Origin of the sequence: Luteipulveratus halotolerans (genome assembly GCF_001247745.1) — a bacterium.
GTDB lineage: Bacteria > Actinomycetota > Actinomycetes > Actinomycetales > Dermatophilaceae > Luteipulveratus > Luteipulveratus halotolerans.
In genome coordinates this window covers 994,966-1,020,716 of record NZ_LAIR01000002.1, presented here as the reverse complement: position 1 = coordinate 1,020,716, position 25,751 = coordinate 994,966, and the positions used below count along the sequence as shown (strand labels likewise).

23 protein-coding genes and 3 tRNA genes are annotated in these 25,751 nt (G+C 70.6%); 10 read left to right on the top strand and 16 right to left on the bottom strand.

The genetic code is table 11. The features are described 5' to 3' along the window. Positions 1-49: 49 nt before the first annotated feature. A complete protein-coding gene (gene malQ, locus VV01_RS05415) occupies positions 50-2,176 on the bottom strand; it encodes a 4-alpha-glucanotransferase (protein WP_050668997.1) in 2,127 nt (708 codons plus the stop codon). A gap of 131 nt (positions 2,177-2,307) precedes the next feature. Here malQ and VV01_RS05410 point away from each other — a divergent pair, with 131 nt between their 5' ends. The 3 genes from VV01_RS05410 (at position 2,308) to VV01_RS05400 (ending at position 5,403) form a co-directional block, all read left to right on the top strand. Then, the gene (locus VV01_RS05410; protein WP_050668996.1) at positions 2,308-3,183 is read left to right on the top strand and encodes a mechanosensitive ion channel family protein; all 876 of its coding nucleotides are present in this window, start codon (positions 2,308-2,310) and stop codon (positions 3,181-3,183) included. A 33-nt stretch (positions 3,184-3,216) separates the two neighbouring features. Next, positions 3,217-3,609 carry a globin gene (locus VV01_RS05405; protein ID WP_082220836.1) on the top strand — a complete coding sequence of 131 codons (393 nt, stop codon included), beginning with the start codon at positions 3,217-3,219 and terminating at the stop codon, positions 3,607-3,609. Between the two features lie 69 nt (positions 3,610-3,678). Next, positions 3,679-5,403, top strand: coding sequence for a glycoside hydrolase family 13 protein (locus tag VV01_RS05400; protein ID WP_197274996.1), 1,725 nt, complete (start codon positions 3,679-3,681; stop codon positions 5,401-5,403). A 3-nt stretch (positions 5,404-5,406) separates the two neighbouring features. On the opposite strand, the gene VV01_RS05395 is transcribed toward VV01_RS05400, so the two are convergent. From VV01_RS05395 to VV01_RS05385, 3 genes are read right to left on the bottom strand one after another with little or no spacing between them, the layout of a single operon-like run. Beyond that, positions 5,407-5,814: a VOC family protein gene (locus tag VV01_RS05395; RefSeq protein ID WP_050668994.1), complete on the bottom strand. Its 408-nt coding sequence runs from the start codon at positions 5,812-5,814 to the stop codon at positions 5,407-5,409. A 51-nt stretch (positions 5,815-5,865) separates the two neighbouring features. Then, entirely contained in the window at positions 5,866-6,507 is a 642-nt protein-coding gene (locus tag VV01_RS05390) for a hypothetical protein (RefSeq protein ID WP_050668993.1), read from the bottom strand. Beyond that, entirely contained in the window at positions 6,504-6,965 is a 462-nt protein-coding gene (locus VV01_RS05385; protein ID WP_050671740.1) for an acyl-CoA thioesterase, read from the bottom strand. Before VV01_RS05385 ends, VV01_RS05390 begins: the two co-directional genes overlap by 4 nt. Positions 6,966-7,015: 50 nt before the next feature. Between VV01_RS05385 and VV01_RS05380 the strand changes: the two genes are divergently transcribed. Further along, the gene (locus tag VV01_RS05380; RefSeq protein WP_050668992.1) at positions 7,016-7,969 is read left to right on the top strand and encodes an acyl-CoA thioesterase; all 954 of its coding nucleotides are present in this window, start codon (positions 7,016-7,018) and stop codon (positions 7,967-7,969) included. Here the strand turns inward: VV01_RS05380 and pdxR are convergent. Continuing rightward, positions 7,959-9,416, bottom strand: a complete 1,458-nt coding sequence (gene pdxR, locus VV01_RS05375; protein WP_071606297.1) for a MocR-like pyridoxine biosynthesis transcription factor PdxR — start codon at positions 9,414-9,416, stop codon at positions 7,959-7,961. The genes VV01_RS05380 and pdxR overlap by 11 nt on opposite strands. A 76-nt stretch (positions 9,417-9,492) precedes the next feature. Between pdxR and VV01_RS05370 the strand changes: the two genes are divergently transcribed. Then, positions 9,493-10,113, top strand: coding sequence for a GNAT family N-acetyltransferase (locus tag VV01_RS05370; protein ID WP_197274995.1), 621 nt, complete (start codon positions 9,493-9,495; stop codon positions 10,111-10,113). Positions 10,114-10,183: 70 nt separating this feature from the next. On the opposite strand, the gene ettA is transcribed toward VV01_RS05370, so the two are convergent. Beyond that, positions 10,184-11,866, bottom strand: coding sequence for an energy-dependent translational throttle protein EttA (gene ettA, locus VV01_RS05365; RefSeq protein ID WP_050668990.1), 1,683 nt, complete (start codon positions 11,864-11,866; stop codon positions 10,184-10,186). Positions 11,867-11,913: 47 nt separating this feature from the next. Continuing rightward, complete coding sequence (locus VV01_RS05360; protein ID WP_050668989.1) at positions 11,914-12,441, bottom strand: single-stranded DNA-binding protein; 528 nt, start codon at positions 12,439-12,441, stop codon at positions 11,914-11,916. Positions 12,442-12,596: 155 nt separating this feature from the next. On the opposite strand from VV01_RS05360, the gene VV01_RS05355 reads away from it, so the two are divergent. Further along, positions 12,597-13,631 carry a S66 family peptidase gene (locus tag VV01_RS05355; RefSeq protein WP_197274994.1) on the top strand — a complete coding sequence of 345 codons (1,035 nt, stop codon included), beginning with the start codon at positions 12,597-12,599 and terminating at the stop codon, positions 13,629-13,631. Between the two features lie 3 nt (positions 13,632-13,634). Here the strand turns inward: VV01_RS05355 and VV01_RS05350 are convergent, their stop codons facing one another. The 7 genes from VV01_RS05350 to VV01_RS05320 all read right to left on the bottom strand — a co-directional run bounded on the left by VV01_RS05350 (position 13,635) and on the right by VV01_RS05320 (position 21,988). Beyond that, entirely contained in the window at positions 13,635-15,305 is a 1,671-nt protein-coding gene (locus VV01_RS05350) for a GTPase (RefSeq protein WP_050668987.1), read from the bottom strand. After that, the gene (locus tag VV01_RS05345) at positions 15,302-17,035 is read right to left on the bottom strand and encodes a GTPase family protein (RefSeq protein WP_050668986.1); all 1,734 of its coding nucleotides are present in this window, start codon (positions 17,033-17,035) and stop codon (positions 15,302-15,304) included. The genes VV01_RS05350 and VV01_RS05345 overlap by 4 nt, the downstream gene beginning before the upstream one ends. Positions 17,036-17,099: 64 nt before the next feature. Beyond that, the gene (gene efeB / locus VV01_RS05340; RefSeq protein WP_050668985.1) at positions 17,100-18,389 is read right to left on the bottom strand and encodes an iron uptake transporter deferrochelatase/peroxidase subunit; all 1,290 of its coding nucleotides are present in this window, start codon (positions 18,387-18,389) and stop codon (positions 17,100-17,102) included. 17 nt (positions 18,390-18,406) lie between these two features. Next, positions 18,407-19,570 carry an iron uptake system protein EfeO gene (gene efeO / locus VV01_RS05335; RefSeq protein WP_050668984.1) on the bottom strand — a complete coding sequence of 388 codons (1,164 nt, stop codon included), beginning with the start codon at positions 19,568-19,570 and terminating at the stop codon, positions 18,407-18,409. Continuing rightward, positions 19,567-20,433 (bottom strand): iron uptake transporter permease EfeU, encoded by an 867-nt coding sequence (gene efeU, locus VV01_RS05330; protein ID WP_050668983.1) that lies wholly within the window; start codon positions 20,431-20,433, stop codon positions 19,567-19,569. Before efeU ends, efeO begins: the two co-directional genes overlap by 4 nt. Before the next feature lie 100 nt (positions 20,434-20,533). After that, positions 20,534-20,610: transfer RNA gene (locus tag VV01_RS05325), tRNA-Arg, on the bottom strand. Between the two features lie 175 nt (positions 20,611-20,785). Next, positions 20,786-21,988 (bottom strand): PrsW family intramembrane metalloprotease, encoded by a 1,203-nt coding sequence (locus tag VV01_RS05320; RefSeq protein WP_231635162.1) that lies wholly within the window; start codon positions 21,986-21,988, stop codon positions 20,786-20,788. 37 nt (positions 21,989-22,025) lie between these two features. Here VV01_RS05320 and orn point away from each other — a divergent pair, with 37 nt between their 5' ends. Both orn and VV01_RS05310 read left to right on the top strand, forming a co-directional pair. Then, entirely contained in the window at positions 22,026-22,658 is a 633-nt protein-coding gene (orn, locus tag VV01_RS05315; protein WP_050668981.1) for an oligoribonuclease, read from the top strand. 97 nt (positions 22,659-22,755) lie between these two features. Beyond that, positions 22,756-22,831 (top strand) — tRNA-His (locus VV01_RS05310). 232 nt (positions 22,832-23,063) lie between these two features. On the opposite strand, the gene VV01_RS05305 is transcribed toward VV01_RS05310, so the two are convergent. Further along, positions 23,064-24,845, bottom strand: a complete 1,782-nt coding sequence (locus tag VV01_RS05305) for a YihY/virulence factor BrkB family protein (protein WP_050668980.1) — start codon at positions 24,843-24,845, stop codon at positions 23,064-23,066. Positions 24,846-24,946: 101 nt separating this feature from the next. Beyond that, positions 24,947-25,381, bottom strand: a complete 435-nt coding sequence (locus tag VV01_RS05300; RefSeq protein ID WP_157508746.1) for a hypothetical protein — start codon at positions 25,379-25,381, stop codon at positions 24,947-24,949. Here VV01_RS05300 and VV01_RS05295 point away from each other — a divergent pair. Together VV01_RS05295 and VV01_RS05290 are read left to right on the top strand one after the other, a co-directional pair. Further along, positions 25,380-25,589, top strand: coding sequence for a hypothetical protein (locus tag VV01_RS05295; RefSeq protein WP_050668978.1), 210 nt, complete (start codon positions 25,380-25,382; stop codon positions 25,587-25,589). The genes VV01_RS05300 and VV01_RS05295 overlap by 2 nt on opposite strands. Positions 25,590-25,668: 79 nt before the next feature. Continuing rightward, a tRNA-Lys gene (locus VV01_RS05290) sits at positions 25,669-25,744 on the top strand. Positions 25,745-25,751: the final 7 nt, after the last annotated feature.

Here is a 25,751-nt window from a genome sequence, read left to right as displayed (position 1 = left end):
GCCGACGGGCCGGGCGAGGACCTCCTCGCCCGGCCCGTCGGCGTACGGCTCAGCGCTGCGGCTGCTTCTGGGTGACGTTGCGGATGAGCCGCTTGGCACGACGCGAGGTCATGACCTCCTCGAGGCTGACCGGCTCACCGTCCGGGCCGGCCAGGGGGAGCCGCCAGTTGGGGTACTCCTCGTCGGTGCCGGGCTGGTTGATGATGCGCACATCGCCGACGAGGTCCGGCACAGCGACGCCGATGAGCTTGGCCGGGCTCCAGGTGAGGTAGCGGTAGAGCGCGCCCACCTGCTCCTCGACGGTGGCCTTCGCAGGCAGCAGGTTGCGCTGGCGCAGCTCGGCCAGCACCGCCTCGCGCTGCTCGTCGTCAGCAGCCTTCTCCTCCTCGACCGGTCGGGTCAGCAGACCCAGCTGGTCGCGTACGCGGATGTGCTCACCGTCGAGGTAGCCCGCGGTCGGCGGCAGGTCGTGGGTCGTGACGCTCGCCAGGCACAGCTGGCGATAGCTCTCGGCCGGTCGCGGAGCGACGCCGTCCTCGCGCTCGAACCACAGGATCGACGTACCGAGCAGGCCACGGTCGGCGAGGTAGTCGCGCACCCAGTCCTCGACCGTGCCGAGGTCCTCACCGATGACGAACGCACCGGCCCGGTGCGCCTCGAGGGCGAGGATGCCCACGAGGGCCTCGTGGTCGTACCGCACGTACGTGCCCTCGGTCGCCGGGCGCCCCTTGGGCACCCACCACAGCCGGAACAGCCCGAGGATGTGGTCGACCCGCAGGCCGCCCGCGAGGCGCAGCGTCGTCCGCAGCATGTCGCGGTAGGGCGCGTAACCCTGCTCGGCGAGGCGGTCGGGTCGCCACGGCGGCTGGCTCCAGTCCTGGCCGAGCTGGTTGTAGTCGTCGGGCGGGGCGCCGACGCTCACACCCTGCGCGAGGACGTCGGCGAGCGCCCACCCGTCGGCACCGCCCGGGTGTACGCCGACGGCCACGTCGTGGATGACGCCGAGGGACATGCCCGCCGCGGTGACCTCGCGCTGGGCGTCGGCGAGCTGGCTCTGCACGATCCACTGCAGCCAGCAGTGGAACTCGACCTCGTCGGCCAGCCGGTCACGCTCGGCGGCGACAGCGTCGCTGCGCGGGTCACGCAGCTCGGCCGGCCAGGTCTCCCACGGGAGCCCACGGTCGATGACCAGCGCGCACCAGGTGGCGTAGTCGACCAGGCCCTGACCCTCGCGCTCGCAGAACTCCTCGAAGTCACGGCGCCGGCGGTGGGTGCGCTCCTGACGGAACACCATGCGCAGCGCGGCTTCCTTGGCCTCCCAGGTGCCGTCGCGGTCGAGGTCGGCCAGGCCGTTGAGCCGCCGCGCGTCGTCGCCGTGCCACTCGATCATCTGGTGCTCGGCCGCCGAGAGGTAGCCGACCTCGGGGACCTCCTCGACCCGGATGTACATCGGGTTGACGAACCTGCGCGAGGTCGGGAGGTAGGGCGAGGGCTCCATGGTCGCGACCGGCTCAGCCGCGTGAACCGGGTTGATCAGGACGAAGTCCGCACCCTGCCGCGCGGCCCAGGTGCCGAGCTCGGCGAGGTCAGCGGCGTCGCCCAGACCCCAGGAGCGCTCGGAGCGTACGGAATACAGCTGGGTCGTCAGACCCCAGGCGCGGGAGGTGCGCAGCGCCTCGGGCAGCTGCAGCCGACGCGGCGTGACGATGACCGGGGCGGTGGCCTCGTCCTCGCCGTAGGTCACGTGCAGGGTGTGGTAGCCGAGCGGCAGGTCACCCGGGAGCTCCAGGGTCGCCTCACCGGTGAGGACGCCGTCGATCTCGCGGGGCTCGACGACATGATCGACCTGCGCGACCTTGCGCTCGTCACCGTCCTCGAGGCGGATCAGCGCGGTGATGTCGGTGCCCTCGGGGACGTGCACCGAGACCCACGGCGTCCACCCGTGCCGCAGCACGACGACCCGCGGGAGCACCCTGCGCCACGTCTCGTCACGTCGGTCGTCCAGCGACTGCTGCGCCGCCTGCACCGTGGAGGCGTCGACGTCCAGGGCCCCGAGGACCGTGCGGATCGTCTCGTCGCTGACCCGGACGTGGTTGCCCTTCCAGTCCCAGTACTCGGTCGCGACGCCGTAGGAACGCGCGAGATCCTGAAGCGGAGAAGAGGCAGCGTGAGACACGGATCCTGCTTTCGAGGACGGGCGAGCGTGGGATGCCTCGAGTGTCGCAGAGCACCCGCCCGGGCGCGAGGCTGGCCGACGTACGCCGACCGGTTTTGCCCACCTGTCGGCGCGGTTGCGAGGATGCCCGAATGGATTGGGACTGGCTGCTCGGATCACCCCTGAAGATCGCCTGCATCGTCGTGGGCGCGATCCTCGTTCGCTGGCTCGCCCACCGCGCCATCCAGCGTGCGGTAGCGGCGATGGAGGAGCGCCCGAGCCGTCCGCAGGCCGGGCGCGCCGGGCGCGTGCTGTGGCAGGCGGCCGGCCTCGACAGCCAGCGGCGTCACCAGCGGGCGGCGACGATGGGCTCGATCCTGCGGTCGATCACGACGATCGTGGTGTTCACGATCGCGGCCCTGACCGTGCTGGCCGAGCTCGGTGTCGACATGCGCCCGTTGCTCGCCTCCGCCGGTGTCGTCGGCGTCGCGATCGGCTTCGGCGCTCAGAGCCTGGTCAAGGACTTCCTCTCGGGCATCTTCATGATCGCCGAGGACCAGTACGGCGTCGGTGACGTCATCGACACCGGTGAGGCGATCGGCACGGTCGAGGAGGTCTCACTGCGCATCACCCGGCTGCGCGACGCCAACGGTGTGGTCTGGTACATCCGCAACGGCGAGATCATCCGGATCGGCAACCGTTCGCAGGGCTGGTCGACGGCGCTGGTCGACATCCCCGTCGCGTACGACCAGCCGGTCGAGAAGGTCCTGCGGGTGCTGCGCGACGTCGTGGCGACCCTGGACCACGAGTCGCCCTGGAAGGAGCGCCTTCTGGAGACGCCGGAGGTCGCCGGCGTCGAGTCGGTGACCGGCGGAGTCATGACCGTACGCGTCATCGCCAAGTGCGCCCCCAACGAGAACTTCTCGGTGTCGCGCGAGCTGCGCGAGCGCTCCAAGGTCGCGCTCGACCTGGCGGGCATCCGCGGGCCGGGCTTCTCGGCGTACGGGCCGGACAGCAGCGCCCCCTGAACGCGTGCTGCACCGGCTGACAGACTGGCCGGCGTGACTTTCTACGACGAGGTCGGCGGGCACGAGACCTTCGCCAGGCTGGTGCGCGAGTTCTACAGGGGCGTCGCCGGTGACGCCCCGCTGCGCGAGATGTACCCCGAGGAGGACCTCGGTCCAGCCGAGGAACGACTGCTGCTGTTCCTGGAGCAGTACTGGGGTGGCCCGACGACCTACTCGCAGCAGCGCGGCCACCCACGGCTGCGGATGCGGCACATGCCGTTCGCGGTCACCCCTGAGCAGCGCGACCGCTGGCTGCTGCACATGATGGCCGCCGTCGACACCCTCGACCTCGACGAGTCGCACGACCTGGTGCTGCGCGACTACCTCACCCGCGCGGCGTACTCGATGGTCAACAGCCTCGACGGCACCGCTCCCGGCGGCCACTGACGGACCCGTCGGCGAACACGCTGTCGAATCGATTCGACAGCGTGCCGGCCGGCGTCCCAGACTGGACCGGTGAGCCAGACCTCCACGACGACCACAGCCCCTGCCCGCACCCTGCACAGCGCCGGCCCGGACGATGCGACCTGGTGGCGCAATGCGGTGATCTACCAGATCTACCCGCGCTCCTGGGTCGACCACGACGGCGACGGCATCGGTGACCTCCCCGGCATCGTCGAGCGTCTCCCCTACCTGCGTGATCTCGGCGTCGACGCCGTCTGGCTGTCGCCGTTCTACGTCTCACCGCAGGCCGATGCCGGGTACGACGTCGCCGACTACCGCGACATCGACCCGCTGTTCGGGTCACTCGCCGACGCCGACCGACTGCTCGCCCGCGCGCACGAGCTCGGCATCCGCGTCATCGTCGACCTGGTGCCCAACCACACCTCCGACGAGCACCCGTGGTTCCGGGCTGCGCTCGCCGCAGGCCCCGGCTCGCCCGAGCGCGAGCGCTACATGTTCCGTGACGGCCTCGGCGAGCACGGTGAGCAGCCGCCGAACAACTGGGAGAGCGTGTTCGGCGGCCCGGCCTGGACCCGCGTGACCGACGCCGACGGCACCCCCGGCCAGTGGTACCTCCACCTGTTCGACCCCAAGCAGCCCGACCTCAACTGGCAGCTGTCGCAGGTCCGCGAGGAGTTCGAGTCGATCCTGCGCTTCTGGCTGGACCGGGGCGTCGACGGCTTCCGAGTCGACGTCGCGCACGGCCTCATCAAGGAGGCCGGCCTGCCCGACTGGTCGGAGCACCTGACGATGCTCGGCTCGGGCACGGACGCTGCGGACGAGCGCCGTGCGCCCATGTGGGACCAGGACGGCGTCCACGAGATCTACCGCACCTGGCGTCAGATCCTCGACGGCTACAACGCGACCGACAGCTCGGTCGCCGACCGGGTCATGTGCGCCGAGGCGTGGGTGACGCCGGCCGAGCGCGCTGCGCGCTACGTGCGGCCCGAGGAGTTCCACCAGGCGTTCAACTTCGACTTCCTCGAGACCTCATGGACTGCCGCCGCGCTGCGTGCGGTGATCGAGTCGTCGTACGCCGCCAACGACTCCGTCGGCGCGCCGACCACCTGGGTGCTGTCCAACCACGACGTCGTCCGTCACGCCTCCCGCCTCGGCCTCAGCGCGACCGACAAGCGACCCAACGGCATCGGTGTCGGCGACCCGCAGCCCGACGCCGAGCTGGGTCTGCGGCGCGCACGAGCCGCGACCGCGCTGATGCTCGCGCTGCCCGGCGGCGCCTACCTCTACCAGGGCGAGGAGCTCGGCCTGCCCGACCACACCCAGATGCCCGACGAGGCCCGCCAGGACCCGACGTGGGAGCGCTCGCAGCACACCGAGCGTGGTCGCGACGGCTGCCGGGTGCCGATGCCGTGGGAAAAGGCTTCTCCTGCTTACGGATTCGGCCCGTCGGAACACACCTGGCTGCCGCAGCCCGAGTCGTACGCCGACCTCGCCGTCGACCAGCAGGACGGCGTCGACGGCTCGACGCTGGAGCTCTACCGCTCGATGCTGCGGCTGCGCCGTGAGCTGCGTCTGGGCGAGGGCTCGCTGGACCTGGTCGGCGACGGCGACGTCGTGACGCTGGTCAACACGACACCGGACGGCGGCGCCGTGCGTGTCATCACCAACCTGGGTACGACGGCCGCTCCCCTGCCGGACGATGCCGAGGTGCTCCTCACGAGCGGACCGGTCGTGGACGACGCACTCCCGACCGACACCACCGTCTGGGTGCGCTGACGCTCAGCCCTGTGCGTCCTGCGCCGCCACCTCGGCGGGTGAGCGCAGGACGCAGAACTGGTTGCCCTCGGGGTCGCTCATCGTGACCCAGCCGCTGCCGGGGCCGTAGATGCCCCGGCGGTCGGCGACGACGGTCGCGCCCTGCTGCTGCAGCCAGTCGACCTCCTCGTCACGAGGGCGCTCGCGCGGACGCACGTCGAGGTGAATGCGCTTGGCGGGCAGCTCGGCGTCCGGGACCTGGATGAACAGGAGCGTGTGCCCCGACTCGCGGTCGTGGATCGGGCACTCCTCGTGGCCGGGCTCATTGGGGTCGTCGGGGTTCATCTCGTAGTCGAGGACGACGCGCCACCACTCGCTGAGGTTGTAGGCGTCATGGCAGTCGATGGTGGTGTGCGACACGAAGACGGACATGCCCGTCAACGTAGTTCGCGCCCCGACCGCGGGCCATGCGTTTTCGGCGCCTCAGCGCACCAGGACGTGCCCGAGAGGCGTCGACACGCGGTACCAGCGCGCTGCCGTGAACACCTGCGCAGTGTCGCCGGCGAGGAAGCCCAGCACGTGGCCGGCGAACGCCACACCGGCCGGCAGCCCGTCCGCACCACCCGAGAGGGGCACGGCTCGGCCCCAGACCCGCTGGCGCAGCGCGTCGACCGCCGCGGCACCCGAGCCCTCCGGCGAACCCTGCGCGACCTCCGAGATGCCTTCTGCCGCAACCTTCTTCAGCGTCGCGACCTCCACCTCACCGACGGGCGACCACCCCGCGCGGGGCGGTGTCATGGCTGCCCAGCCGGCGCGTACGGTCATCGGCGGCACCTCGACGTCGAGACCGTCGGTGCCGTCGAGACGCGCGAGCCGGTCAGCGACTGCGGACAGGGGTACGACGGTGTCGACGTCCGAGGGCTGCGCCAGTGGGAGCACCCGCAGACCCACGACGGTGCCGTCGTTCATGAGGCCGCGCCCCCGCAGCACACCCACCCAGACGGCCAGCGCCGTGCCCGTCGCCTGCAGCCGGACGCCGCCGTCGGCGTCGAGCGACCGGGCCCGAGCGATGTAGGTGCCGAGGTCGGCGCGGGTGTCGGTGTCGGCGAGACGCAGCGCGCTCATGCGTGACCGCTGGGGCGACGTCGGAGGTCGACCGGCGGCGCCTCGTACTTGTGCAGCAGGGCCCGGTCCTCGTCGCTGATCCGCAGCGGACGCTGAGACTCCATGTCGAAGGCGACCTGGGTGCTCTCGGCAGCGGCGTAGACCTCGGCGTCGTCGGCGCGGGAGTCCTTGACCTCGTAGGAGATGTCGAACGACGCACCGGAGAGCTTGCTGACCCACAGCGCGATGACGACCGGCTCGGGGCGGTACTTCAGCTGGCGCAGGTAGTCGATCTCGGTGCGTGCGATGAGCAGCTGCGGATGGTGGACGGTGCCGTCGTCCTGACGGAACCAGTCACGCAGAGCGAGCACGCGCGCCTCCTCCAGCAGCCGGACGAACTGGACGTTGTTGACGTGGCGCAGGGCGTCCATGTCGGACCAGCGCAGAGGGACGTCGACGGCGTACGGGCGTGAGGGCATGGTGCCCATCATCGCAAGGCGCCTCGGGCACCGATCGCTAGAGTCCCCCCGTGACTTCAGAGCAGAACCCGTCCCAGCTGGACCCCGTGGCCGACCTCCTGGAGACGCTGGACCTCCAGCCCGCCGGGCAGGCCCGCATCCGTGTCGACTCCCCCGCCGGGGACGACGCGGTCGACCTCGGTGACAACGAGGCCGACCTGTTCGTCGGCCGCAGCCAGCCGCAGCCGCACGGGCGGGTGTTCGGCGGCCAGGTGCTCGCGCAGTGCGTCATCGCCGCCGGACGCACCGTGGCCGACCAGCCCGGCGACGCCTCTCGGCCGATCCACTCCCTGCACGGCTACTTCCTGCGCGCGGGCGACTCGAACGAGCCGATCCGGTTCGCGGTCGAGCGGCTGCGCGACGGGTCGTCGTTCTCGGCCCGCCGAGTGCACGCCCTGCAGCACGGCAAGGTCATCATGTCGATGAACCTGTCGTTCCAGGTGGCTGCCGACGGCCTCGACCACCAGGCGTCGATGCCTGCTGCTCCCCCGCCGGAGCGGCTGCCCACCGCCGCCGACGAGGTCGGCGACATCGACCACCCGATGGCCCAGCACTGGGCCTACCGTCGCGCCGTCGACATCCGTCACGTCGAGGGCCCGCTCTACCTCGCACCCGGTGCGCAGGCGGCGGCCGAGCAGAAGATCTGGATGCGGGTCACCGAGCAGATCCCGGCCGATCCGCTGCTGCACGCCGCCGTCCTGGCGTACAGCTCGGACTACACGTTGCTGGAGTCGGTGCTGCGCCGTCACCGCCTCGCCTGGTCCGACCCCCGCATCCGCGCGGCCAGCCTGGACCACGCGATGTGGTTCCACCGGCCGCTGCGCGCGGACGACTGGCTGCTCTACCAGCAGGAGTCGCCCTCGGCCTCGGGCGGTCGCGGCCTGGGCATCGGCAAGATCTTCGCCGCCGACGGCACCCTGGTCGCCACGGTCGCCCAGGAGGGCATGGTGCGCATCAAGGACTGACCGGGGTACGTCGGCCCTGTCGTACGACCTCAAGCGCTTCGGCGATCTCGGCCACGACGGCATCCGCCTGTGTCTCGGGCAGCTGGGCGTAGCCGAGCAGGAGCCCGTTGGCCAGGTGCTGTGCGGCGTACGCGCTCAACGGCGCCAGCGCGATGCCGCGCGCGGCGCACTCGGCGGCCACGTCGCTGTCACGCACGGTGTCGTCGCGCCACCGGACCGCGACGTGAATGCCCGCCTCGACACCGACCAGCTCGACCTCGGGCAGGTGCTGGGCGAGGGCGGCGACCAGCCGACGGCGACGCGCGGCGTAGGTGCGTTGCGCCCGGGCGAGGTGTCGGCTCAGACCGCCGTTGCCGATGAGGTGGGCGAGAGCGTCGGACGCGATGAGACTCGCGTCGGTGCGTAACGTCGTCCCCGCGACGCGCACCGCCTCCGACATCCACGGCGGCACGACCGCCCACGCCAGACGCAGGTGTGGGGTGAGGACCTTGGACGCGGTGCCGATGTAGACCACCGACTCCTGCCCGGACGCCATCGACCGCAGCGGCCCCAGGGGCGCCGAGTCGTGGCGGTACTCGCCGTCGAAGTCGTCCTCGATGATCACGGCACCGGTCGCGCTCGCCCAGCGCAGCAGCTGCTCACGTCGCGTCACCGGCATCCGGCCGCCGAGCGGGAACTGGTGGGCGGGTGTGACGTAGACCAGCTCCTGGCGATCGAGCCGCTCGACCTGCATCCCGTGGTCGTCGACAAGTATGAGGTCGACCCGAGCGACGTTGTGCTGCAATGGGATTCGTGCCATCGGATAACCGGGGTCCTCCATGGCGGCGCTGCGCGGACGGAGCGCGTGCGTGACGGCGTGCACCGCCGCACTCACACCCGGGAAGATCACCACGTCATGCGCCTCGGTCGCGATCCCGCGCATCTGCCTCAGGTGCGCGACCAGGGCCCCCTGCAACGCCGGATGGCTCATCGGGTGGTACCAGTCGAGCTCGGGGACGCTCGCCGTCGCACTGCGCCACGCCTGCCGCCACTCACGCTCTCGGATGAGTGAGACGTCCGGTGCGCCAGGCATCAGGTTGAACCGCACGCGGTGGGGGACGTCGCGCTCCGGCCGAACGACGTTGGGGCGCAGGCGTTCTCGTGGCCTGCGCGGGGCGGCTCCGACACCCGTCGCCGACCGAGCGACGCCCTGGTCGACCACGACCGTCGCACCCGAGCCGGGCGTCGTCTCGATGATCCCGGCAGCCAGCAGCACGTCGTACGCCGACACGACCGCCGATCGCGGGACTCCCGTCTGCGCGGCGAGCGCCCGCGTGGACGGGAGCGGGTCGCCGCGGTCGAGCCTGCCGGCGGCAATCTCCTCGACCACCGCAGCGGCGATCGCCTCGGGCTCACGCCCCATGTCGGATGGGAGGTGAAGGGCGCTCGCCCGCGCTGTCCTGGCCACGTTGCGAGGATAGTGGACTCGTGCCCATGTGCTTTCTGGCCGTGACGCGCGACCGGATTTACGGTGTGATCGAGCCATGTCGATCCACATGCCTCTCGCGCCGGTCACCCTGATCGGCCACCTCGTCCGCCTCGAACCTCTCGCGCCCGAGCACCTCGACGGTCTCGTCGACGCCGTCCACGACGGCCGGATGTGGGACCGGTGGTACACCTCGATCCCTCACCCGGACGACATGGCGGCCGAGATCGAACGGCGCATCGCGCTGCAGCGCACGGGCGAGATGCTCCCGTTCACCGCTGTCCGTCAGGCCGACGACCAGGTGCTCGGGATGACGACCTACTACGACATCGACGCCTCGGTGCCTCGGCTGGAGATCGGCTACACCTGGAACCGCGAGACGGCGCACGGCACCGGCACCAACGCCGAGTCCAAGCTGCTGCTGCTGCGGCACGCCTTCGAGACGCTCGACTGCGAGTGTGTCGGCCTGCGTACGCAGTGGGTCAACCACCAGTCGCGAGCGGCCATCGAACGTCTCGGCGCCAAGCAGGACGGGGTGCTGCGCGCGAACCGCCGCTACCGCAACGGTGCCCTGCTGGACGCGGTGCTCTTCTCGATCCTGCGCGCCGAGTGGCCTGCGGTACGGGCCAACCTCGAGCACCGGCTGCGGCACCGGGTCCCCGCGCCGGCCACGCTCTGAGGCCGGACATACGACGCCCGCCGCGACCGGTGGTCAGCGGCGGGCGTCGTGCTGCTCCGGTGGAGCGCTGTCAGTCGCGCGTCAGGCGGCGGTGCGTGACGCGGTGCGGACGGGCCGCCTCCGGGCCGAGCCGCTCGATCTTGTTCTCCTCGTACGCCTCGAAGTTGCCCTCGAACCAGTACCACGCGGCGGGGTTCTCGTCGGTGCCCTCGTAGGCCAGGATGTGCGTCGCGACCCGGTCCAGGAACCACCGGTCGTGGCTGATGACCACGGCGCAGCCCGGGAAGTCCAGCAGCGCGTTCTCGAGCGAGCCGAGGGTCTCGACGTCCAGGTCGTTGGTCGGCTCGTCGAGCAGCAGCAGGTTGCCGCCCTGCTTGAGGGTGAGCGCCAGGTTGAGGCGGTTGCGCTCACCACCGGAGAGCACGCCGGCCTTCTTCTGCTGGTCCGGACCCTTGAACCCGAACTGCGAGACGTAGGCACGCGAGGGGATCTCGACGTTGCCGACCTTGATGTAGTCGAGCCCGTCGGAGACGACCTCCCACAGGTTCTTCTCGGAGTCGATGCCGCCACGGCTCTGGTCGACGTAGCTGATGTTGACGGTGTCGCCGACCTTGACCGAGCCGCCGTCGGGCTCCTCCAGACCGACGATCGTCTTGAACAGCGTGGTCTTACCGACACCGTTGGGGCCGATCACTCCGACGATGCCGTTGCGCGGCAGCGTGAAGGACAGCCCGTCGATCAGGACGCGGTCGCCGAAGCCCTTCTTGAGGTCCTTGACCTCGATGACCTGGGCGCCCAGACGCGGACCCGGCGGGATCTGGATCTCCTCGAAGTCCAGCTTCTTGGTGCGCTCGGCCTCGGCCGCCATCTCCTCGTAGCGCGCCAGACGCGACTTGGACTTGGTCTGGCGGGCCTTGGCGTTGGAGCGGACCCACTCCAGCTCCGACTTCAGGCGCTTGGCGAGCTTGGCGTCCTTCTTGCCCTGGATCTGCAGACGCTCCTGCTTCTTCTCCAGGTAGGTGGAGTAGTTGCCCTCGTAGGGGTAGAGGCGACCGCGGTCGACCTCACAGATCCAGCCCGCGACATGGTCCAGGAAGTACCGGTCGTGGGTGACGGCGAGGACGGCGCCGGCGTACGCAGCCAGGTGCTGCTCCAGCCACAGCACCGACTCGGCGTCGAGGTGGTTGGTGGGCTCGTCCAGCAGCAGCAGGTCGGGCTTGGACAGCAGCAGCTTGCACAGCGCGACACGACGGCGCTCACCACCGGACAGGACCGTGACGTCGGCGTCGCCCGGCGGGCAGCGCAGCGCGTCCATGGCCTGCTCCAGCTGGGAGTCCAGGTCCCAGGCGTCAGCCGCGTCGATCTTCTCCTGGAGCTTGCCCATCTCCTCCATGAGGGCGTCGAAGTCGGCGTCCGGCTGTGCCATCTCCTCGGAGATCGCGTTGAACCGGTCTAGGTCCTTCTTGATCTGGCCGAGGCCCTCCTCGACGTTGCCGCGCACCGTCTTGGAGTCGTCGAGCTCGGGCTCCTGCATGAGGATGCCGACGCTGTAGCCGGGAGACAGGCGCGCCTCACCGTTGGACGGCTGGTCGAGGCCGGCCATGATCTTCAGGATGGTGGACTTACCCGCACCGTTGGGTCCGACGACGCCGATCTTGGCGCCGGGGAAGAACGACATGCTGACGTCATCGAGGATGACCTTGTCGCCGACGGCCTTGCGGGCCTTGGTCATGGTGTAGATGAACTCGGCCATGCGGGGAAGGTTATCTGTGGCCGACCACCCCCGCCGAATCGAGTCCCTCAGGACGCGAGTGGTTCGACCTCGACGTAGTCCAGGTCGGCAGGAGGCGGCTGCGCACCAGCGAGCTGTTCGTCGTCGATCGGCTGCAACGGGCCGCCGTCGTACGGCGGGTGGCCGGCGCCCGCCGGCACGCCAGGGTCGTCCGCGAAACGGTCGAGGGTCGGCTGCGACTGCTTGCGGAACTGCGACCGACCCTGGCTGAGGTCGTGGCCGATGTGCTCGGCCGTGATGTCGACCGACCGCTGCGTCTCGCCGTGCTGGCCGGTGTACTCGCGGACCTTGAGCTCGCCGATCACCAGCACCGGCTCCCCCTTGTGCAGGCAGTTGAGCGCGTTGATCGCCATCCGGTTGAACGCGCTCACGTTGTAGAAGCTGGTGGCGTAGTTGACCCACGCCCCCGACTCGGGGTCCTTGCGTCGGGCGTTGACGGCGACCCGCATCGACGCGAGCGGCTCCCCCGTCTTGGTCGCGCGCATCTCGGGCTCTCCGACGAGGTTGCCGGTGATCGTCACCTGGGTCTTGAACATCGTGTCCCTCTCTCGACATGGTCACCGGCCGTGTCACCGGTTGCCGTCGATCCTGTTCGGCGCCAGCGGCACCGGGAAGAGCACCCGCACCGGCTGTGGACACTGCCGCGAAAAGGCGGGAGCTGTGGACGGCCCGAGGTCGTACGGTGACCTGCATGCTCACGCCCGTACGCCCCCGCCCCGGTTACCGTGTCGCAGTCCTCTCGCCTGCTGCGGCGCTGCCGGCACGACTGCCGGCGCCGTTCGACCTCGGGCTGCAGCGCATGCGCGACGAGCTCGATCTCGTCCCGGTCGAGTACCCGACGACACGGACGTGGGGCGCCACGCCGCAGGAGCGCGCCGACGACATCCACGCCGCCTTCGCCGACCCCGGCATCACGGTGATCATCACGAGCATCGGCGGCAACGACCAGATCAAGGTGCTGCCCCACCTCGACGCCGAGCTGATCCGCAGCAACCCCAAGCCGTTCTACGGCATCAGCGACAACACCAACCTGTGCCTGTTCCTCGACCGGCTCGGCATCGTGTCCTACTACGGCGGCACCGTCATGACCACACTCGGCCGCTTCGGCTCGACGAGCCCGCACGCCATGGAGGCATTGCGGGCCGCGCTCTTCGCGGGTGGCTGGTACGACCTGCGTCCGGCCGACGGGTGGACCGACATGGGCAAGGACTGGTCCGACCCGGCCAACCTGCGGGCGGAGCCCGAGCTGTTTCCCGGCACCGGCTGGCAGTGGCACGGCGGTGACCGCCCGGTCGAAGGGCGCCTCTGGGGCGGTTGCCTGGAGATCCTCGACTGGAACCTGCGCGCGAACCGTTGGCTGCGCCCCGACGAGGAGCACCAGGGGCGGGTGCTGTTCCTGGAGACCTCCGAGGAGATGCCGAGCGACTCCTACGTCTACGAGGTGCTGATGTGCCTCGGCGAGCGCGGGCTGCTCCAGCGGTTCAGCGCGCTGCTCATGGGCCGGCCCAAGGCGTGGGAGCTGATGCGCCCGTGCACACCCGAGGAGCGCACGGCGTACGTCGAGGCGCAGCACGCGGCCGTGCTGCGCGCCATGACGGAGTACTCCCCCGACGTCCCGGTCGTCCTGGACGTCGACCTCGGGCACACCGACCCCCAGCTGGTCGTGCCGTTCGGCGGACGCTGCCGGATCGACCCGACCGCGCAGACGATCAGCGTGGAGTACTGAGACTCAGGCACTCGCGGCGTCGAGCGCCTGACGGGTGTCGCGGTGCGCGTGCAGCACCGCCCGCACCGGGGCGACGACGTGGTCATCGGCCACTCGGGTGATCGCCGTGGTGAGCGCACGGCGCGCGGCCGCGGCCCTGCGACGTGCGGCGCGGGCCGCGATCCAGCGAGCGATCGCCGCGAGCAGCAGGCCGATCAGCACGCCGCCGAAGAGCAGGACCAGCGGCACCGGCAGCCACCCCCACCGCGGTGTGCCGACCTCGATCTGGGCCCACCCGAGCACCATGAGCACGAGCAGCCACACCAGCCCGGCGACCGCGAGCGCCGCGAACAGCCACTGCAGCGCCCCGAACACCAGCCACCACCACGGGCGGGACCCCCGCAGCGGGGTCGAGAAGACGGCCTGGTCGAGCGAGTCGACCATCGATCGGTCGGGCGGGGTCGCCGCGTCGTGCACCGACTCGGCCCACGTCGCGGGCAGGCCGGTCGACGCACCCTCGGCGAGCCGCCGCGTCGACACCTCGACGGCAGCGCGTGCCGCAGGGGTCGCCGGAGGCAGCGAGCTGCGTCCGGTGAGCACGTCGAGGTCGTTGTCGGAGATACCGGGCCGACCATCAGATCCGGGACGGTCCAGCCCGAGCCGACGCAACGGCGCCGCGCGCAGACGCGAGGTCCATCGGGTGAACGGCCAGCCGGTCTCACGCGCGGCCCGCATCCGGTAGTCGCGTTCGACGGCCTTCTCGACCAGGGGTACGCCGGCCGCCTGGCTCAGCGCGTCGACCAGCTCGGGCGTGGCCGCCTCACCCACCTCGGGCTCGCCCTCGCCGACGTACGACCGCAGGCTCGCGGCCTGCGACCGTACGTCACCCAGCAGCCGCTGCTCGGCGGCGTTCTTGGTCTGGACGACGCGGGCGAGCTCTCGCGCGAGCTCCCAGAGACCGACGCTGGTGACCGCCGACGTCGGGATCACCGTCACGTCACCGAGCCCGTCGCGGCGCATCAACGACTCCAGGTCGGCGGCGCACTCCTGGACCTGGTCCGGCGGCAGCCGGTCGATCTGGTTGAGCACGACCAGGGTGACGGTGTCGTGTCCGGCCAGCCGGCGTACGTAGTCGTCGTGCAGCACGGCGTCGGCGTACTTCTGGGGGTCGGTCACCCACACGAAGACGTCGGCGCGCTCGAGCACGCGGTCGGCCTCGTGACGGTGGGCAGCAACCCGTGAGTCGAAGTCGGGCAGGTCGAGCAGCACCAGGCCGTCGAGCTCATCGGTCTGCGGGATCCCGGCCGCGACCTGATGGCGTGCGTCGACGCCGAGCCAGTCCAGGAGGGCCGCGCTCGGCTCATCACCCCACACCGCCGCGGTGGACGTGGAGGTGGTCGGTCGCCGCGCACCGATGCGCGAAACTGGTTCTCCCACAAGGAAGTTGAAGATGCTGGACTTGCCGCTGCCGGTGGCGCCGGCGAGGGCAGCAACCGTGCGGGTGCCTCGGACGGCCGTACGCTCGTCGACCTTGGCGCGCACGGCTGCGGCGGCCGCGGCGGCCTCGGGCGGGATGTGCGAGCCGCCCGCCTCCAGCGCCCGACCGAGGGCAGCACTGCCCGACACGAGCTGCTCGTGGGACACGGTCGGTGTGACCTTGCCACTGTCCCAGAGGACCTTGCGCAACCTGCTCATCGAGCACCCTTCACTGCATCGACCGCCGCGCGGAGGCGCTGCGGGACCTCCGGGTCGACGGCAAGCGTCATCAGCGCGGCCTCGTGCCGCTGCTGCTCGTCGGCGTAGAGCCGCTCGACCCGGTCGAGCAGGAGCCGGCGCGCCTTGGCGGACAGCGTGCGCACGGCCTGGTCGCCGAAGATCGCCTCGAGCAGCCGCTGCGCGACGACGGCCGAGCCACCCGCGATGCCGACCTCGGCTCCGGACAGGCCCGCCGTGGCCGAGAACGTGATCAGCATGAGCATCACCGCGATGCCGTTGACCCCGAAGGCGAGGAACCGGGCCGTCGTACGCCGACCGCCCGCCTCGGCGCGGACGAGGTCGAGGACGTCGCCCTGCCACTCGCGGACGAGTTGCTGGACCCGGGCGTCGAACTCCGGCGAGACGCGCCCGAGCTCGGGGTGCTCGGTCATCAGCTCGGTGCCGCCGGCGCGGGTACGCCACTGCCGGGCGACCGACAGCGCGGCCGACTCGCCGTGCGAGGCGATCAGGGCAGCGACGCCGGTGTGCAAAGCCTCGCCGAGCTCGGTGGTCGGGACGCCGCGCCCCCGCCCGCGCAGGATCGCGGAGAGCTTGTCGCGAACCTTGCCGACGCCGGCGTCGAGCTGCCGGAACCACTCGCCGGTGCCAACGAACTCCTGCCAGCGGGCGAGCACCTCACCACGCAGCAGCGAGCCGTCACTCATGCCCTCGGCGACCTCGTCGGTCGCCCGCGCGTAGGCGCCCTCGGACACCGAGCGCAGCTCATCGACGGCGTCGGCCTGGGCCTGCACGGCGCCGGCGAGAGTGTTGGCACGGCCGGACAACGAGTCGAGGGCGCCGCTGAGGGTACGGCGGATCACGGTCGACCGGGCATGGGCGTCGGCCGCGAGCGAGGTGATCCAGGACCGGATCCGCGACACCTCGGACGTGGGCAGCAGGCCCTGCTCGTCGAGGCGGCTCTCGAGCACCGCGAAGACCGGTGACTGGCCGAGGCCCTGCTGGATGAGCATCTGAGCGAGGTCGGCGCGGACCTCGCCCATGGCGTCCATGGGGACGCGGTTGAGGACGACGGCGACCGACGTACCCCGCTCGGTGGCCTGCTGCAGCAGCGCCCACGGCACGGCGTCGGCGTAGCGCACCGCGGTCGTGACGAACAGCCACAGGTCAGCGGCTGACAGCAGCTGGCGGGCGAGGTCGCGGTTGGCCTCGACGACCGAGTCGATGTCGGGCGCGTCGAGCAGAGCGAGGCCTGCCGGGATGTGGTCGGAGGCGACGAGCCGCAGCTGACCCGGGTCCTCCTCGGTGGTGGGGCCACCGGTCAGCCGAGCCAGACCGGGCAGCACCCGGTCGTCGGCGAACCAGCGGGCGTCGCTCGGGTGGTGGATCAGCACCGATGCGCGCGTGGTGGGGCGCAGGACTCCTGCGCGCGTCACCAGCTCGCCGACGACGGAGTTGACCAGGGTCGACTTGCCGGCGCCGGTGGAGCCTCCGACGACGCACAGCAGCGGAGCATCGAGAGACTGCAGCCGTGGGAGGACGTAGTCGTCGAGCTGGTGGAGCAGCTCGACCCGGTCGCGCCGCGCCTGCTCGGCTCCGTCGACCCGAACCGGGAGTGCACTCCCCTCGACTGCGGCGCGTACCGTCTGGACCGCACTGACGAGCGCCGCTGTGTCGAGCTCGCGTCGTCGCGCACCTCCGCTCCCACTCACGGGCCCAGCATTCCTTGTCGCAGGGTCCGGCACCAACTGGCCACGCGGCGTGACCGCCACCGGATCAGGTGAACAGCACCTCACCGACGTAGCCGCCGGCCCGCGCACCCGGCGGGACGGCGAACAACGCGGACCCGGTGTGCTGGAGGTACTCCATCATCCCGTCGTGCTGGGCGAGCCGGTTCTGCATCGGGATGTACTGCGTCGAGGGACGACGGACGTACGCCAGGAAGAACAGTCCGGCGTCGAGGCGACCGAGTGCGTCGTTGCCGTCGGTGAAGTTGTAGCCGCGACGCAGCATCTTGGCCCCGCCGTTGCGCGTCGGGTGCGCGAGCTGGACGTGAGACGTCGCCGAGATGAGGGGCTCGTTGCCCCTGCCCTTGGCCGCGAAGTCGGGCTCGGTGAACTCGGTGCCGCCCGACAGCGGTGCACCCTGCGGACGGTCGCGACCGACGATCGCCTCCTGCTCGCGCAGCGAGGTGCGGTCCCAGGTCTCGAGGTGCATGTTGATGCGGCGCGCGACGAGGTAGGACCCACCCGTCATCCACTCGGCCCTGGGGTCATCACCTCGCGCGACCCACACGTGCTGGTCGAGGTCGCCGGCGTTCTCGGCCTTGAGGTTGGCCGTGCCGTCCTTGAACCCGAACAGGTTGCGCGGGGTCGCCTGCGACGTCGACGTCGAGGAGGTACGCCCGAACCCGAGCTGCGCCCAACGGATCTCGGCCGATCCGAACGCGATGCGCGACAGGTTGCGGATCGCGTGCACCGCCACCTGCGGGTCGTCGGCGCACGCCTGGACACACAGGTCGCCGTCGGAGCGACTCGGGTCGAGCTTGTCGGCCGGGAAGTGCGGCAGCCGGGCCAGCTCCTTCGGCTGCCGGGCGGCGATCCCGAAGCGATCCTTGCCCTGGGCGTCGCGGAACAGCGACGGGCCGAACCCGAAGGTCAGGGTGAGACCGGACGCCGGGAGACCGTCGGCCTCGCCGGTGTCGGCGGGCGGCGCGTCGTACGACGTCTCGTCGGCCTGCGCGGGTCGCCCCTGAGTCATCTCGGCCGCCGCCAGCGTCCACGCCTGCAGCAGCGTGATGAGGTCCTCGCGGGTCGTCGCGGTGACGTCGAACGCTGCGAAGTGCAGACGGTCCTGCGCCGGGGTGACGACGCCGGACTGGTGACCGCCGTAGAACGGGTACGTGCGCGAGCCGCCCTGGGGGACCGAGTCGTCGGCCGTGGCGCGCCCGAGTCCGAGGCCGCCGGCGAACGTCGCCGCCCCCACCGCTGCGCCCGTGCCGGTGATGCCGAGGAGGCGCCGACGCGACACCCCGGCCCGTGGGTTCTCCTGCTGCTCGTCAGTCATGGAGCCTCCCGTCCGGATCAGAGGGTGACGGCCGCGGTCAGCTTGGACAGCGGCTCGGACAGCGCGTTGACACCCGAGGACAGCTCCTTGACCTGCGCCGGAGTGAGCTCGTTGTAGAGCACGAACCCGTCGCCCTTCTTGTGCTGGTCGAGCAGCTTCTGCAGCGCCGTGAACTTGGTGGCGATGCTGGTGTCGAGCGCCTTGTCCTTCTTCTTCAGGATCGGCCGCAGGTCCTCGAACGCGACTCGTGCGCCGTCGACGTTGGCCTGGAAGTCCCACAGGTCGGTGTGCGACCAGATCTCCTCCTCGCCGGTGACCTTGCCGGTGGCGACCTCGTCCATCAGCTCCTTGGAGCCGTTGGCCATCTTGTCCGGCGTGTGGGTCGTCGTGCGCGTCCGACTGGAGAGCGTCCGGGTGTCGGTGAGCAGCTGGTCGGCCACGGTGGCGCGCTGCGCCGGGGTCAGCGCGGTGTAGCCGGTCTTCGGCGGCCACAGGTCCTTCTCGATCCGGTGCCAGCCGGTCCACGTCTGACCCGGCTCGAGGTCGGCCTCGCGCAGGTCCATCTTCGGGTCGAGGTCACCGAAGGACTCGGCCACGGGCTCGATGCGCTCCCAGTGACGGCGGGCGTCGGCGTACAGCGCCCGGGCCTGGTCGTCCTTGCCCGCCTTGTAGAGGCTCACGAACGACTGGGTCTTGGTGAGCAGCTGCTCGGTCTGGTCCTTGACGTAGGAGCCGTACTGCGAGCCGGCGGTCTGGGCCAGCGCCTTGTCGTCACCGGTCAGCTCGGTGTCGTTGCCCGAGTCGGTGACGGTGAACGCCGACCGGATGCCCTTGCCGACCATGCCCGGCTTGCAGGCGGTGAAGTACTTGCCCGGGGCCGCCTTGAGCACGAGGTCACGGGACAGGCCGGGTGCGATGTTCTCGACCTCACCGACGATGCGCAGGCCGTCCTCACCGAGCAGGTAGAACTCGGTGACCTGGCTGCCCTTGTTGGTGACGTTGAAGACGAGGTTGCCCGACGGCGCCTCCTTCGCCGACAGCTCACAGGTCTTGGCGTCGGACGTGACCGACAGCTTGCCCTGGTCGCCGGCGTTGCCGGCCGGCTCGTTGGAGGTGCAGGCTGCGAGCGCCGTCGAGGCGAGCAGCGCGGTGAGGATGACGGACGACGTACGACGGCTCACGCCGCGACCTCCTTGTTCGCCGCGGGGGACGCGGACTGCTGGGGTTTCTTGGAGCTGCGGACCTGCCGGATGAGCAGGGCCATGACGGGGACGACGTACAGGACCCAGGCGATCGCCTCGAGCACGGTGGTCGCCGGTGAGAAGTTGAGCGTGCCCTTGAGCAGGGTGCCGAGCAGCGAGTCGGGCTTGATCGTGTCCGAGACGTCGAACGCGAGCGTGTTGAGGCCGGGCAGGATGCCGGCCTCCTGCAGGTCGTGGACGCCGTACGACAGCACGCCGGCCGCGACGAGCACGAGCATGAAGCCGGTCCAGGTGAAGAACTTCGACAGGTTGAGCTTGAGTGCGCCCTTGTAGAACAGGAACGCAAGGACGACGGCCGTCAGCAGGCCGAGCGCGGCGCCGAGGAGCGGGTCCGTGGTCGAGGCGTTGTCGCGGGTCGCGGCGCTGGTGGCCGACCACAGGAACAGCGCGGTCTCCAGGCCCTCGCGGCCGACCGCGAGGATCGCGACGAGGACCAGGCTCCAGCGGCCCGCCTCGATCGCCTTGTCGACCGCACCCTTGAGCTCGGCGGACAGGTGACGGGCGGTGCGCGCCATCCAGAAGATCATCCAGGTCACGAAGGCGACCGCGATGATCGACAGGAATCCGCCCAGGGCCTCCTGGGCCTTGAAGGTCAGCCCGTTGGGTCCGTAGGTGAGCAGGGCCCCGAACGCGAGGGAGACGGCGACAGCGGCCGCCACCCCCAGCCAGATGCGCGCAAGCAGCTCCGTGCGCCCGGACTTCACCAGGTAGGCGACCAGGATCACGACGACGAGCGACGCCTCCAGGCCCTCACGGAGGCCGATCAGGTAGTTCGCGAGCACAGCACTCTCGGTTCTTCGCGGACGAACAATTAGGCAAGGCACCCCTTACCGCCGCGTGACTGTACTCCCCCTGTCGCTCCACCGCGACACATCGTCCGAATGGCGCCCCCGGCAGGACTCGAACCTGCGGCCTTGTCATTAGAAGTGACCTGCTCTGTCCAACTGAGCTACGAGGGCAACGGCAGCGATGCTAGTAGACCGAGCACGCGCCGTCCGATCTCGTCACTGGTGACGCGGGACAGCCCCGCCACGGCGTCCCATGAAGTGCAGAGCCCGTACGAGCAAGCGCGATCTGCATCCGGCTCTCTGATCCGTAGGTTGCAGGTTCGAGTCCTGCCAGGGGCACCCTCGCTCAGAGGTGACCCAGGACCTCGAACTTGCGATAGATCGCGGTGCCCAGGAACTGCTGTCGGCGCTGCGACATCAGGTCGAGCAGCGCCCGCTCCTCGCCCAGCGCCTGCTCGTCGACCTGGCCGCGGTTGAGCCGCGCACGCAGCATGGCCAGCTCGGACGCGGCGTCCTGGAACTCGTGCATCTGCTGCTTGCTCGGGGCGCCGCCGTGAGCGGCCGCCCAGCCCCGGGCGTACCGGCGTTCGGGCATCGAAGAGAGCATCGCGACCTCGGCGTGCGTGAGCCAGCCGCGGTCGGCGTACGGGCTCAGCTGGGCTCCGATCATCGACGCCTCGCGCCGGCGGGCCCAGACCAGCAGCCCGATGAACATCAGGAACAGCGGCACCTGCACCACGACGTAGACGACCAGCCAGCCGCCCGAGCTCACGACGGCGGCGGCGTTCCACAGGCTGTGCAGGGTGACGGCGCAGGCGAGACCGATGAGGGGCGCGGTCCAGCGGACCAGCGCGGTGCGCGAGGTGGCCGCGACGCCGATCCCGACGCCGGTGCAGATCGTGAACATCGGGTGGGCGAACGGGCTCATGAGGACCCGGACGACGAACGTGCCGACCAGCCCGTCCTCGCCGGCGGAGGCGTAGCCGTTGGCGAGGTAGAGGATGTCCTCGACGAACGCGAAGCCGCAGGCCGCGAGCCCGGCGTAGACCATCCCGTCGAGGATGCCGTCGATCTCACGCCGCCTGAACAGCAGGAGCAGGAACGGTGCGAGCCCCTTGAGTACCTCCTCGACGACGGGGGCGACGCCGACCGCGACCAACGGGTTGCCCTCGTCGGCCGCACCCAGCAGGTAGCCGCCGATGTCGTTGAGGAACGCCGCGCCGAGCGTCGCCACGCACGCACCCCACAAGAAGGCGAACAGCAGCATGCCGGCCGGCTCGGACTCGAACCGGTCGACCCACAAGAACACGGGTACGACGATGCCGACGACCACGACCGACAGCACCGCGCCCAGGACCGTGCCGGTGACACCGGCCGTCGCGCCGACGAGCGCGAGCATCAGCACCCCGCAGAACCCGAACACCACGGTGAGGACAGCGATGAGCAGCCAGCGCCGCAGCACCGGTCGTCGGGAGGCGAGCGAACGCATGCGGACAGCACGCACGGCGGGCATCGGCTCGTGCGCAGGCGGCATCGCTCCCCCAGTCATAGCCCAGCAGGCTAGTGCAGGTGCCTAAGGTGGGCGGGTGAGCGACTCAGTGCCTGGACGTGCCCAGACCGACCGGATCGTGTGGATCGACTGCGAGATGACCGGTCTCGACCTGCGGGCCGACGCCCTCATCGAGGTCGCGGCGCTGGTCACCGACTTCGAGCTCAACCAGCTCGGCGACGGAGTCGACCTGGTGATCAAGCCTCCGGCCGAGGCACTGGAGCAGATGAACGACTTCGTCCGCGAGATGCACACCACGAGCGCTCTGCTCGACGAGCTCGACGCCGGCGTGACCCTCGCCGAGGCGCAGGACCAGGTGCTGGCGTACGTCCGCGAGTTCGCCCCCGACGCGCGCAAGGCGCCGCTCGGCGGCAACACCGTCGCGACCGACCGCAACTTCCTCGCCCGCGACATGCCCGAGCTGGAGCAGCACCTGCACTACCGGATCATCGACGTGTCGTCGATCAAGGAGCTCTCGCGCCGCTGGTACCCGCGCGCCTACTTCAACGCCCCCAAGAAGGACGGCGGCCACCGAGCGCTCGCCGACATCCGCGAGTCGATCAACGAGCTGCGCTACTACCGCGAGGCCGTGTTCGTCCCACAGCCCGGCCCGGACACCAACGCGGCGAAGGCGATCGCCGAGAAGCACGTCCTGCCGCCGCTGGCCTGAGTCGGTTCCGCACCCGGTTCGGGGGTGGTCACGAGCACCCCTTCGGACCCGGTACGATGGTTCGCGCTGCCTCTCCTTCGGGGAGGCAGTCGCCATGGTGGGTGTAGCTCAGCTGGTAGAGCATCGCGTTGTGGTCGCGAGGGTCGCGGGTTCAAGTCCCGTCACTCACCCCATGCAGAACGGCGGGCCTGAGACTCAGGCCCGCCGTTCTCGTTGTGTCACGACCCTTCCCACAGGCGCCCTGCCCCATAGACCAGGTTCTGTGCCGCATACGCGTGCTGGGGTCTGTCCGGGTGCGCAGGTCCCGGCGTCTCTTGCCGTGGTGATCGCGGATCGCTCGTCCCCAGTATGACCACGCCGACGCACCCGGCGCCCCTCGCGGGCACCGGGTGCGTCAGTGGTGTCTCAGGACCTCGCGCGTCGGTCGCGGCGGAACTGCGGCTCGTCCTCGACCCGCTCGTCGTCGACGATCTCGACGGAGGTGGCACCGGACGGGCCGACGTTCTGCGGGCGCCGGGCCTGATACCAGGACGTACGCCGCTCGGCGCGCTCCTGCTCGACCTGCGTCCGCAGAGCGCTGGGCATCGGCGACTTCTTCGGCTTGGGCGGCTTGGGGGCCGGCGGGTTGGCCGCCTTCTGCGCCTGCTCGGCGTCGTACGTCGCGCGGCGCGCCTGTCGCTCGGCCGACACCTCGTCGCGGGCGACCGAGTCACGCGGGGCGAACTGCGCGCGGACCCGGTCGACCTCGGCCCAGCGCTCTTCACGGGTGACCTGCGACTCGCGGGCCTCGCGCGCCTCCTTGGCCTTGCGCTCGGCCTCCTTGCGGGCCTGGGCGGCCTTGGCCTCCTGCGCCTCCAGCCGGTCGCGCACCTTGCGGTTGCGACCCGCCTCGACCAGCGCTGCGGCGCGCCGGTCCTCGCGGTCGATGCGCACGATCTCGCGCTCGCGGGCGGCGTCGTACGGCTGAGTGCGGGAGTCCTCGCGCAGCTGCGTCGCGCGCGACGGCGCGCCGTAGCCCTCGGGTGTGCCGTCGACGTGGCGCGTGGCCGGGCGAGTCGGTCCGTCGGTGCTGGCGGTCATGGCTGATGCAGTCCTCTCGTTGCTCCTGCGGACGGCGAGCGCGGGCACCAGCCCCTCCGCCGCCTTCTCGTGGTCGGCGTCGGACCGCAGGCGCAGCTCGTGCGCCTGGTGCACCGTCTCGTCGTACTTCTCGGCGTTCTTCTGCAGCCCCGTGTCGTCGCGGGCCGGCAGCAGGATCAGCTCCTCGGCCGGCAGACCCGACTTTAGCTGGCGCGTGCGCTCGAGCTCGGCGTCGAGCTCGGCGCCGAACAGCAGGGCCAGGTTGGTGATCCACAGCCACAGCAGGAACATCACGGCGCCGGCGAACGCGCCGTACGTCTTGTTGTACGACGACCCGCCGGTCATCGTGACGTAGATGCCGAACGCGGCCGAGGCGAGGACCCAGACCAGGAAGCCGATCGCGGCGCCCCAGCTGAGGAAGATGCGGCGCGGTTTGCGCACGTTGGGTGTCGCCCAGTAGAGCAGGCAGATCACGAGGATGACGATGAGGCACACGAACGGCCACTTGGCGATGTTCCAGACGTCGACCGCCTGCTGACCGAGCCCGATCTTCTTGCCGACCTCGTTGGCCACGCTGCCGGAGAACACCATCGCGACGAGCACCAGGACGATGAGCAGGACCTCGACCGCCGTGATGAGGTAGAGCCACGGACGCAGCTTGATGAACGGCCGGCCCTCGCCGATGTCGTAGATGCGGTTGAGCGCCCGGCTGAAGCCGCCGACATACCCCGACGCCGACCACAGCGCGCCGAGCACACCGACGAGCAGAGCGAGACCGGCGCCGCTCTGGCTGCTGAAGTTGTTGAGGATGGTGCGCGGCGTCTCGAACGTGGAGTCGGTGACCGGCTTGTCCATGATCCCGGCGACGATCTCGATGAGGGTGTCCGGCTTGATGTCGAACACGCCGATCAGCGAGACCACGGCGATGAGGCCCGGGAACAGCGCCAGCATCGAGTAGTACGTCAGCATCGCGGCGACGTCTGTGCACTGGTCCTGCGAGAACTTCTGGATCGCGCGCTTGACGGCGACCTTCCAGCTGGGCTTCGCGGTGGTCCGCGGTATGTCGTCGACGGGGCGTTCGACCGCCGTCTCCGTCTGGAGCGTCATCGTGGTTCACCTCTGCTCGGCTCGGTGTGTGCGAACGCTGGTTCGCCTACTCGCTGGGCAACCTATCGACTCGTCCGGGCGCACGGCGGGAGGACATGGCCTCAGAATGTCGCCATGACCGGACCCCGCCGAGCGATCCGACGCGCCGTCCTGGTGACTCTCCCGCTGTTCGCCGCCATCGCCACGAGCACTCTGAGCACCTCATCGGCCCGCGCGTCGACCTCGACCCCGCCGCCGTCGACGACCACCACCACGACGGCCTCCCCCACGACCGAGCCGACGGCCAGCACGAGCACGGCCCCGTCCCCCACCTCCACGCGGACGCCCGAGCCGGAGCCCAGCACCGCACGACCGACCGACGACCCGAACGAGCCCACCGCCACCCGGACCCGGCCGATCCCGCCTGCGCCGGAGCCGGATCGGACCGCACCGGGTACGACGTCGCCGCGGCCGTCCGGTACGCCGCAGCCGCCGACGGTCACCTCGGCGCCGCGACCCGGACCGTCGTACGAGCCGGCCGAACCGGTCGAGAGCATGACCAGCGTCACGTCCGGGACGCCCGGGCCGGGAGCGGCCTCCGCCGAGCCCGCTGATGCCACCGCTGCACCGGTCGCGCGGGCCGGCACGCTGGACCGCACGTCGCCCGGCGAAGAACGCGGATCCGGTGCAACCACAGTGCTTTTCGGCTCGACACTCGCCGCCCTGATCGCGGCCGGGTTCGCCCTGCGCACCCTGCGGAAGTGACGGCTCGACGGGGGTCGGAGCAGCGCCGCAGGCTCGATTTCATACCCGCGCGATCTGCCTGCTATGGTTTCTCCTCGTTGCGCCAATAGCTCAATTGGCAGAGCAGCTGACTCTTAATCAGCGGGTTCGGGGTTCGAGTCCCTGTTGGCGCACCAATCCACA